The following is a 9,470-nucleotide window of genomic DNA, read 5'->3' on the forward strand; positions in this document are numbered from 1 at the left end:
TCGGCCACGACGCTGTCCGCGCGGCTGCTCCTGCTCGCCGGGATGCTGCGCACCGCCGCGCTGCGCTACCGCGCCGGCGAGGAGGTCGCGGCGGCGGTCGTGGCGCTGGCCCGGCGCGCGGCCGCGCAGGCCGTCGTGCAGGCCGCACCGGCGGTGGCGGCGGGGGCCGCCGGGCTCCTGGCCGCGGACGTCGCCCACCGCAGCGCCGAGGCCGGTGACCGCGTCCTGGCCCGCGCCCTGGTGCAGGTGGTCGCCACCGGCGGGGTGGACCTGGAGGACCTGGGGGCCTTCGCGGCGCACGAGGCCGGTGCCGTGGACGACCGCGTCCGCGGGGACGTGCAGCGGGTGGCGCTGCTGGCGGCGCGGCACCCGTGGCTGGTGCAGGAGGCCGTGGCCACCACCCCGGCGGTGCTGCGGGCGGCCGCGGCGCGCTCGCCGCTGCTGGCGGGCGGCCTGGTCGCGGCGGCCCCGGAGGTGCTGGCGCCGGGCGCGGGGGCCGCGGAGGTCGCCGCGGCGCTGACCGCCCTGGGCGCGGTGAGCCCGCTGCTGCGCGAGTCGGGCGTGCGGGTGGTGCCCGCGGCGCGGCGGGCGGTGCCGACCCGCCCGCCGCGCGGCATCGCCGAGGTCCTCGACGGGGTGGCCCACCAGTCCACCGGGTTCGCCCCGGACGGGCCGGCGGGGTCGGTGGGCGGGCGCATGCCCCCCGCCGGCCGGCCGGAGCCGGGCGTGGTGCGCCTGGAGCGTGTCACGCACGCCGACGGCTCCGTGGCCTGGGTCGTGGAGGTGCCCGGCACGCAGGACTGGACGCCGCTGCCGCGCCCCGGGGGCACCCCGATGGACCTGACGACGAACCTGCGGGCCGTGGCCGGGGAGCCCACCGCCACCGCCGCGGCCGTGGCCGAGGCGGTGCGCCGCGCCGGGGTCGGCGCCGACGAGCCGGTGATGCTGGCCGGGCACAGCCAGGGGGGCCTGACGGCGGCGGCCCTGGCCGCCGACGAGGCGTTCACGGCGCGCTACCGGGTCACCCACGTCGTCACCGCCGGCTCGCCGGTGGACGCCACCGCCGTGCCCGGCGACGTGCGGGTGCTCTCGCTGGAGCACACCGGCGACCTCGTGCCGGCCCTGGACGGGCGGGCCGCGCAGGGCTCCGCCTCGCGCACGGTGGTGCGCCGCGACGTCGGCGCGGACCCCGCGCTGGCCGCCGCGGTGGCGGCCGACCCGCTGGCGGCGCACGGCTGGAACGGCTACCTGCGCACCGCCGCCCTGGTGGACGCCAGCGACGAGCGGGCCCTGGTGGACTACCGCGCCTCCGCGCGCGCCTTCCTCGACGCGCCCGGCGCCCGCGTGGAGGTCTTCGACTACCGGGCGGAGCGGCTGTGAGCGGCCGGTGCCGGGGGTGCCGGGTGCGTCCCGGCTCAGGCGGTGGCGCGCGGCTGCAGGGCGCGGAAGCCGCTGGCGTGCCACACCAGCGGCTCCAGGTCCGGCTCGGTGCCCAGGGCGTGCACCTGCAGCAGCACCACGTCGTGGTCGCCGGCGGGGAACTGCGAGTGGATGCTGCACTCCAGCCAGGCCGGGGCGCCGTGCACGAAGTGCGCCCCCGTGGCGGTGGTCGTCGTCTCGATGCCCGCGAAGCGGTCGCCCGCCCTGGAGGCCAGCTGGCGGGCGGCGACGTCGTGGGCCTCGCCGAGCACGGAGACGCCGATGCGCGGGGCGCGGCGCAGCTTCGGCCAGCTCGTCGAGGTGTGCTGCACGGCGACGAGCGCCAGCGGCGGGTCGGCGGAGATGCCCACCTGGAAGGAGGAGGCGACCAGGACGACCGGCTCGCCGTCGACGACCGCCGACAGGGCGGCCACCCCGGAGGGGAACAGCGCGAAGGTGGCGAACAGCGCCTTGGGGTCGTCGGCGTAGTCGATCAGCTCGGGCATGGAGAACCGTCCGGCGGTCGTAGGGGCCCCGCGTGCGGGGCCGGCGTGGGGTGCGGGGTCCAGCGTCGAACAGGTGCGCTCGGCAGTGTCGTACACCGGCCCGCGGCGCGCCCCCGGTGGGCCGGTGCGGTGCCGCGGGCCGGTGCCGTGGGCCGGTGCGCCGGGCCCGCGGCGGCGGGGGAGCGCGGTCCTAAGCTGAGCCGGTGCCGACCTCCAGCGCTGCAGAGCTCCTCCCGCGCCTGCGGGCGAACATGGCGAGGGTGCCCGCGTACGTGGCGGGCCGTCCCGCCCGGGTGCGCGAGGGGCTGGAGGTGTTCAAGCTCTCCTCCAACGAGAACCCCTACCCGCCGCTGCCGAGCGTGCTGGAGGCCATCGCGCGGGCGGCCGCGGAGGTCAACCGCTACCCCGACCCCTCGGCCGCGGCGATGCTCGACGCGGTCGCCGCCCGCTGGGGCGTGCGGCCCGAGCAGCTCGCGGCGGCCACCGGCAGCGTGCGGCTGCTGGCGCAGCTGGTGGAGGTGGCGTGCGACCCCGGCGACGAGGTCGTCTTCGCCTGGCGCTCCTTCGAGGCGTACCCCATCGCCGCGGCGATCGGCGACGCGCGCGCGGTGCAGGTGCCGCTGACGGCCGAGTCCCGCCACGACCTGCCGGCGATGCTCGCGGCGATCACCGGGCGCACCCGGCTGGTGGTGCTGTGCTCGCCGAACAACCCCACGGGCCCGGCGGTGCGCGCCGCCGAGCTCGAGGCGTTCCTGGCGCAGGTGCCCGGCGACGTGCTCGTCGTGCTGGACGAGGCCTACCGCGAGTTCGTCGACGACCCGGAGGTGCCCGACGGCGTGGACGTGCTGCGCGCGCACCCCAACGTCGTGGTGCTGCGGACCTTCTCCAAGGCGTACGGGCTGGCGGGGCTGCGCGTGGGCGTGGCGGTGGCCCACCCCGAGGTCGCCGCGACGCTGCGCAAGGCGGCCACGCCGTTCGGGGTGACCGCGATCGGGCAGGCGGCCGTGGTCGCCTCGCTGCAGCCGGCGGCGGAGGCGGAGCTGATGGGGCGCGTGGCCGCGCTGGTGGCCGAGCGCCACTGCGTCCTGGACGCGCTGCGCGAGCAGGGCTGGCGGGTGCCGGACGCGCAGGGCAACTTCGTGTGGCTGCCGGTCGGTGGGCGCACGCCCGCCCTGGTCGAGGCGTTCGGCGCGGAGGGGTTGTCGGTGCGCGGCTACGGCACCGACGGCGTGCGCGTCACGGTGGCCGAGGCGGCGGCGAACGCCCGCTTCCTGGACGTGGCGGCGCGCCTGCGCTGAGGTCCGTCGGGCGCGGTGCCGGGCGCGGTGCCGGGGACGCCGCCGCGCGCCCGCGCCCGTCCGCGCCCGCCCGCGCCCACCTGGACGGGCCCGCGTCCGGCCCCGTCCGCTCGCGCGCGCCTCGTGCGCCGACCTACTCTCGCGTAAGGTACGCACCCGTAAGGTACGGGACCGTAGGTTCGCGCTGGCGCCGGACCGCCACCGGGACCGTCCGACGGAGGGGGAGCGCGTGACCGACGCAGCGGTCGGCCCGGCACGGGTCCGCGGCGAGGAGATGGTGCAGCTGCTGGACGCCACCGGCGCCCGGCGCGCGCACCCGGGCTACGACGTGCACCTGGAGCCGGCCGAGGCCCTGGAGGTGCTCGCCGACCTGGTGCTGATGCGCCGGCTGGACACCGAGGCCGAGGCCCTGCAGCGCCAGGGCCAGCTGGGCCTGTGGCCGGGCAGCCGCGGCCAGGAGGCCGCGCAGGTCGGCGCCGCGCGCGCCCTGCGCCGCCAGGACCACGTCTTCCCCAGCTACCGCGACCACGGCTTCCTGCTGGCGCGCGACGTGGACCCGCTGCACCTGCTGAGCCTGTTCCGCGGCGTGGACCACGGCGGCTGGGACCCCGTGGCCCACGGCGTGCACCCGTACACGATGGTGATCGCCGCGCAGATGCTGCCCGCCGTGGGCTACGCCATGGGCGTGCAGCGCGACGGCGCGGTGGGCACCGGTGACCCCGAGCGCGACACCGCCGTGGTGGTCTGCTTCGGCGACGGGGCCACCAGCCAGGGCGAGGCCGCCGAGGCGCTGAACTGGGCCGCGGTCTACAACGCCCCAGTCGTCTTCTTCTGCCAGAACAACCAGTGGGCGATCTCCGAGCCCGTCCAGCGGCAGTCGGCGGTGCCGCTGCACCGGCGCGCCGAGGGTGCCGGGGTGCCCGGCGTCCTCGTGGACGGCAACGACGTGCTGGCGGTGCTGGCGGTGGTGCGCGCCGCGCTGGAGCGCGCCCGCTCCGGCGGCGGCCCCACCTTCGTGGAGGCCTTCACGTACCGGATGGGCGCGCACACCACCGCCGACGACCCCACCCGCTACCGCGACGCCGCCGAGGTGGACGTCTGGCGCGAGCGCGACCCGCTGGACCGCTTCCGCGCGCACCTGCGCGCCGAGGGCGTGCTGGACGACGCGGCCGAGCGGGCGGTGCAGGAGCGCGCCGACGTCTTCGCCGCGCGGCTGCGCGCCGGGCTGGGCGAGATGGCCGACCCGGAGCCGGCGTCGATGTTCGAGCACGCCTACGCCGAACCGCACCCGCAGGTGCTGGCCGAGCGCGACGAGTTCCTCGCCGCCTGGGCCCGCCACGAGCAGGACGAGCAGCAGGGGTCGACCGTCGGGGGGGAGCGCTGATGGAGCGCATGCCGATCGCCAAGGCGATCAACGCCGGGTTGCGCGCCGCGATGGAGCGCGACCCGCGGGTGCTGCTGATGGGCGAGGACATCGGCCGCCTGGGCGGGGTGTTCCGCGTCACGGACGGGCTGCAGAAGGACTTCGGCGAGGACCGGGTGATGGACACCCCGCTGGCCGAGGCGGGCATCGTCGGCACCGCGCTGGGCATGGCGCTGCGCGGCTACCGGCCGGTGTGCGAGATCCAGTTCAACGGGTTCGTCTTCCCCGCCTTCAGCCAGATCGTCACGCAGCTGGCGAAGCTGCGGGCGCGCTCGCGCGGGCGCCTGTCGGTGCCGGTGGTGATCCGCATGCCCGCCGGCGGCGGCATCGGCTCGGTGGAGCACCACTCCGAGAGCCCCGAGGTGCTGTTCGCGCACACCGCGGGCCTGCGCGTGGTGTACCCCTCCAGCGCGCACGACGCGTACTGGATGGTGCAGCAGTCCATCGCCTCGGCGGACCCGGTGCTCTTCATGGAGCCCGAGCGCCGCTACTGGGAGAAGGGCGACGTGGACACCGCCCTGGCCCCCGGGCAGGTGGCGCCGCTGCACCGCGCGCGCGTGCTGCGCCCGGGCACCGACGCCACGCTCGTGGCGTACGGGCCCACGGTGAAGCTCGCGCTGGACGCGGCCGCCGAGGCCGCGCAGGACGGCACCGCGCTGGAGGTCGTGGACCTGCGCTCGATCTCCCCGCTGGACGTGGACACCGTCGCGGAGTCGGTGCGCCGCACCGGCCGCCTCGTCGTGGTCCAGGAGGCGCCGGTGTTCCACGGCGCCGGCGCGGAGCTCGCCGCGCAGATCACCGAGCGGTGCTTCTACTCCCTGGAGGCCCCGGTGAAGCGGGTGGGCGGGTACCACCTGCCGTACCCGGCGGCGCGCGTGGAGGAGCACTACCTGCCCACCGTGGACCGCGTGCTCGACGCGGTGGAGCAGGCGCTCGCCGCCTGAGGCGCGAGCACCGCCGCCCGGGCCCGGGCGGTGCGCAGACCCGACCAGACCGAAGAACCCGAAGGGGACCCGTGCACCAGCGCTTCGCCCTGCCCGACGTGGGCGAGGGACTCACCGAGGCCGAGATCGTGTCGTGGAAGGTGCGGGCCGGCGACACCGTCGCGGTCAACGACGTCCTCGTGGAGATCGAGACCGCGAAGTCGCTCGTCGAGCTGCCCAGCCCGTACGCCGGCACGGTCGTGGACCTGCTGGTCGCCGAGGGCAGCACCGTCGACGTCGGCACGGACATCGTCGTCATCGGCGACGGCGCCGCGGCCGCCACCGGGGGCGCGGCCCCCGCGGGCGGTGCGCAGGACGCCGCGGGCGGTGCGCCGGGCGGGCAGGACGCGCACGGCGCCCAGGACGCGGAGGCCTCCGGGGCCACCCTCGTCGGGTACGGCACCCGCGAGGGCGCCGCGCGGCGGCGCCGCCCCGCCGCCCGGCCCACCTCCGCGCCCGCCACCACCGGCGGCACGGCAGGCGCCGCCGGCACCCCCGCCAGCACCACCGCACCCGCCACACCCGCCGCGCCGGCGTCGCGGCCCGGGCAGGTCCTGGCCAAGCCGCCGGTGCGCAAGCTCGCCCGCGACCTCGGCGTGGAGCTGACCGACGCGGTCGCCACCGGCCCGGGCGGCACCGTCACCCGCGCCGACGTCCTGGCGCTGGTGCCCAGCGCCCCGGCGGAACCGCCGCGCCGGGAGGACCGCCGCGAGCGCGAGCGGCACGTGCCGATCCGCGGGGTGCGCAAGGCCACCGCCCAGGCGATGGTGGAGAGCGCGTTCTCCGCCCCGCACGTGACGGTGTTCACCACGGTGGACGCCACCCGCACGATGAAGCTGGTGCGCCGGCTGAAGGAGGACCCGGAGTTCGCCGGGGTGCGCGTCTCGCCGCTGCTGCTGGTGGCCAAGGCGCTGCTGGTCGCGGTGCGCCGCAACCCGGACATCAACTCCACCTGGGACGAGCAGAACCAGGTCATCGTGGTGAAGAACTACGTCAACCTCGGCATCGCGGTCGCCACCCCGCGCGGGCTGCTCGTGCCCAACGTCAAGGACGCCGACGCGATGAGCCTGAAGGAGCTCGCCGAGAACCTGGGCGAGCTGGCGGCCACCGCCCGCGCGGGCAAGACGCAGCCGCGCGAGCTGGCCGAGGGCACCATCACGGTCACCAACGTGGGCACGTTCGGCATCGACACCGGCACCCCGATCCTCAACCGCGGCGAGGCCGCGATCCTGGCGGTCGGCAAGATCGCCCAGAAGCCGTGGGTGCACAAGGGCAAGGTGAAGCCGCGCTACCTGGCGACGCTGAGCCTGTCGTTCGACCACCGGATGCTCGACGGGGAGAGCGGCTCGCGCGCCCTGGCCGACGTCGCCGCCGTGCTGGAGGACCCCGCCCGCGCGCTCACCTGGAGCTGACCCGGGCCCGGGGTTTCGCCCGCTGCGGCGCGGGTAGGTGCTCCTCTCGGGACGACGAGGGGAGCAGGGGTGCCGGGCTGGCTCGAAGCGGGTGCGTGGGGGTTGCTGGGCGGGGCGGCGCTGGTCGTCGGCGCCGCGGTCGCCTGGTTCGTGAGCGTGCCCTCGAAGGTGGTGGCCGCCGTCATGGCGTTCGGCGCGGGGGTGCTCATCTCCGCGCTGGCCTTCGACCTGGCCGAGGAGGCCGCCGAGACCGGCGGGCTGACGACCACCGCGGTCAGCTTCCTCGTCGGGGCGCTGGTGTACGTGGGGGCCAACGCGCTGCTGGCGCGGCGCGGGGCCCGGCACCGCAAGCGCTCCGGCGACCAGCAGCCCTCGGAGTCCGAGCAGGGCGGCAGCGGTGCGGCCATCGCGATCGGCGCGCTGCTGGACGGGATCCCGGAGTCGGTGGTGCTGGGCGTGGGCCTGCTGGGCGGCGGCGGGGTGAGCACGGCGGTGGTCGCGGCGGTGTTCATCTCCAACGTCCCCGAGGGCCTGTCCAGCGTGGCGGGCATGAAGCGCGCCGGGCGCAGCGCCGGGTACGTGTTCGGGGTGTGGGGCGGCATCGCGCTGGTCAGCGCCCTGGCCGCGGCGGTGGGCTACGCGGCGCTGGGCAGCGCCTCGCCGCAGGTCATCGCCGCCATCACCGCGCTGGCCGCGGGCGCGATCCTCACGATGATCGCGGACACGATGATCCCCGAGGCGTTCGAGCGCACGCAGGTCTACACCGGCCTGATCACGACCCTGGGTTTCCTGGTGGCGTTCACGATCAGCCGCCTGGGCGGCTGACCGGTCCCGGCACCGCACGCGCGGGACCCCGCCCGGCGCGGCCGGACGGGGTCCCGTGGTGCTGGTGCGGCGGTGGTGCCGTGCGGTGCTGCGTCAGGAGCAGCGCTCGACGGGCAGGCCGGTGGCCGAGCCGCAGCGGTTGCCCTTGATGACGATGCCCTCGCCGGGGCCCTGGATGAGCGGGGCGTAGGGGTTCGGCTGGCTGACGAAGACGTCGGTGGGGGCGTTGTCCCGGAAGGTGTTGCCCTTGACGGTGACGTGCTCGACGAGCCCGGGCGGCACCGCGCCGGGCGGGTTCGTGCCGGGCGGGGAGGAGAAGCTGATGAGCGAGACGCCGCCGGAGGGGAAGTTCACCGGGTCCTGACCGGCCGGGACGACCGGGCGGTTGCCGCGCAGGGTGTTGCCCGAGACGTTGACGCGGTCGGCGTTGGTGACGGCGATGCCGGTGCCCGAGACGCGCTGGCTGCCGTCGCGGCCCACCAGGCAGTAGCGGGTGTTGTCGGCGACGTGGTTGCCCTTGACCGACCAGTCGCCGCCCACGACGTGGCGGCTGGTGTCGGGGATCTCGGTGGCGGAGTCGTCGAACACCAGCACGCCGGCGCAGTTGCCGGTGAGGGTGTTGCCCTTGATGACGCCGGTGCGGGCCTCGCGGGCGAAGACGCCGAGGTTGTAGTTGCGCACGGTGTTGCCGGCGATCGTGGCGTCGGCGTGGGCGGAGTCGCCCACGGAGATGCCGGCGGTGCCGCCGAGCACGGGGGCGGAGCGGACCACGCCGACCTCGACGTTGTCCTTGATGGACACGTCGGTGGAGTCCGCGGCCAGGATGCCGTACCGCTCGTGGCCGGTACCCCTGGTGGCCTTGACCTCGAAGCCGCGCGCGCCCCAGGCGACGACGCCGTTGGCGGGGTGGTCGCGGGTGGCCAGGTCGCGCACCTTCACGGGCCGGTCGGGGTTGAGGAAGAACAGCCCCGAGACGTTGTCGACCAGGGTGCCGTTGTCGTCCTCGGCGTCGGCGACGTTCTGCGCCTCCAGGCACGGGTTGGACGCGACCGCCGGCAGGTCCGCCACGGTGTCCCACGGCGACCAGGTCAGGGTGGTGCGCTCGCGCCCGGCGCCCTTGACGGTCAGGCCCTTGCCCACGACGCAGACGGACTCGCGGTAGGTGCCCGCGGCGAGCTGGATCGTGTCGCCGGACCTGGCCCGGTCCACGGCGGCCTGGATCGACTGCCCGGGGTGCACCCGCCACGTCGTCCCGCTGCCCGCGGCGGCGACGCCCGCGGGCAGGGTGACCGCGAGCAGCGTGCCGGCCGCCCCGGCGGCCGCCAGGCGGCGCAGGACCCGCCCGCGCGCCGTCCCCACCGTCGTACCTGCTGTGCGCATGTCGGCCCTTCTCGATGACCTCGTCACGGCGGCGCGGACGCTCCCGCGCGCCGTCGAGGGGATGCTGGCAGCGCCGCACCGCCCGCCGGGGCCGATCGGCGCGGACCCAGCAGGTTCCTGACGTCCACGGGCGGTCCCTGCCGTCCGGGCGGCCGGGGGGTTCCCCGCGGGCCGGGTCACCGGGTAGGGGAGCGCGGCCCCGCGCAGCGCTGCGCGGCACCGCG

The 9,470-nt window shown here is 76.9% G+C and carries 7 protein-coding genes and 1 pseudogene; 6 read left to right on the top strand and 2 right to left on the bottom strand.

The annotated features are described in order from the left end of the window. Nucleotides 1–1,380: pseudogene (locus ACRYR7_RS21940) on the top strand (hypothetical protein); the annotation flags it as partial. A gap of 35 nt (nt 1,381–1,415) precedes the next feature. On the opposite strand, the gene ACRYR7_RS21945 reads toward ACRYR7_RS21940, so the two are convergent. Then, nucleotides 1,416–1,925 (bottom strand): flavin reductase family protein, encoded by a 510-nt coding sequence (locus tag ACRYR7_RS21945; RefSeq protein ID WP_432574242.1) that lies wholly within the window; start codon nt 1,923–1,925, stop codon nt 1,416–1,418. A 251-nt stretch (nt 1,926–2,176) separates the two neighbouring features. Here ACRYR7_RS21945 and hisC point away from each other — a divergent pair, with 251 nt between their 5' ends. From hisC to ACRYR7_RS21970, 5 genes are all read left to right on the top strand, one after another. Next, nucleotides 2,177–3,223: a histidinol-phosphate transaminase gene (hisC, locus tag ACRYR7_RS21950; protein ID WP_432574248.1), complete on the top strand. Its 1,047-nt coding sequence runs from the start codon at nt 2,177–2,179 to the stop codon at nt 3,221–3,223. A gap of 229 nt (nt 3,224–3,452) precedes the next feature. Beyond that, the gene (gene pdhA, locus ACRYR7_RS21955; protein ID WP_432574243.1) at nt 3,453–4,607 is read left to right on the top strand and encodes a pyruvate dehydrogenase (acetyl-transferring) E1 component subunit alpha; all 1,155 of its coding nucleotides are present in this window, start codon (nt 3,453–3,455) and stop codon (nt 4,605–4,607) included. Then, the gene (locus ACRYR7_RS21960; RefSeq protein ID WP_432574244.1) at nt 4,607–5,590 is read left to right on the top strand and encodes an alpha-ketoacid dehydrogenase subunit beta; all 984 of its coding nucleotides are present in this window, start codon (nt 4,607–4,609) and stop codon (nt 5,588–5,590) included. Before pdhA ends, ACRYR7_RS21960 begins: the two co-directional genes overlap by 1 nt. A gap of 71 nt (nt 5,591–5,661) precedes the next feature. Continuing rightward, complete coding sequence (locus tag ACRYR7_RS21965; RefSeq protein ID WP_432574245.1) at nt 5,662–7,041, top strand: dihydrolipoamide acetyltransferase family protein; 1,380 nt, start codon at nt 5,662–5,664, stop codon at nt 7,039–7,041. A 69-nt stretch (nt 7,042–7,110) separates the two neighbouring features. Next, nucleotides 7,111–7,866 carry a ZIP family metal transporter gene (locus ACRYR7_RS21970; RefSeq protein WP_432574246.1) on the top strand — a complete coding sequence of 252 codons (756 nt, stop codon included), beginning with the start codon at nt 7,111–7,113 and terminating at the stop codon, nt 7,864–7,866. 93 nt (nt 7,867–7,959) lie between these two features. On the opposite strand, the gene ACRYR7_RS21975 is transcribed toward ACRYR7_RS21970, so the two are convergent. Beyond that, nucleotides 7,960–9,246 carry a right-handed parallel beta-helix repeat-containing protein gene (locus ACRYR7_RS21975; RefSeq protein ID WP_432574247.1) on the bottom strand — a complete coding sequence of 429 codons (1,287 nt, stop codon included), beginning with the start codon at nt 9,244–9,246 and terminating at the stop codon, nt 7,960–7,962. Between the last annotated feature and the right edge of the window lie 224 nt (nt 9,247–9,470).

The organism is Kineococcus gurbantunggutensis, from assembly GCF_050871925.1.
Taxonomy (GTDB): domain Bacteria; phylum Actinomycetota; class Actinomycetes; order Actinomycetales; family Kineococcaceae; genus Kineococcus.

Bases quoted from the DNA above. Each gene is read 5' to 3' on its own strand.
- ACRYR7_RS21960 (WP_432574244.1), top strand. From the start codon at position 4,607: ATGGAGCGCATGCCGATCGCCAAGGCGATCAACGCCGGGTTGCGCGCC.
- hisC (WP_432574248.1), top strand. From the start codon at position 2,177: ATGGCGAGGGTGCCCGCGTACGTGGCGGGCCGTCCCGCCCGGGTGCGC.
- ACRYR7_RS21975 (WP_432574247.1), bottom strand. From the start codon at position 9,246: ATGCGCACAGCAGGTACGACGGTGGGGACGGCGCGCGGGCGGGTCCTG.
- ACRYR7_RS21945 (WP_432574242.1), bottom strand. From the start codon at position 1,925: ATGCCCGAGCTGATCGACTACGCCGACGACCCCAAGGCGCTGTTCGCC.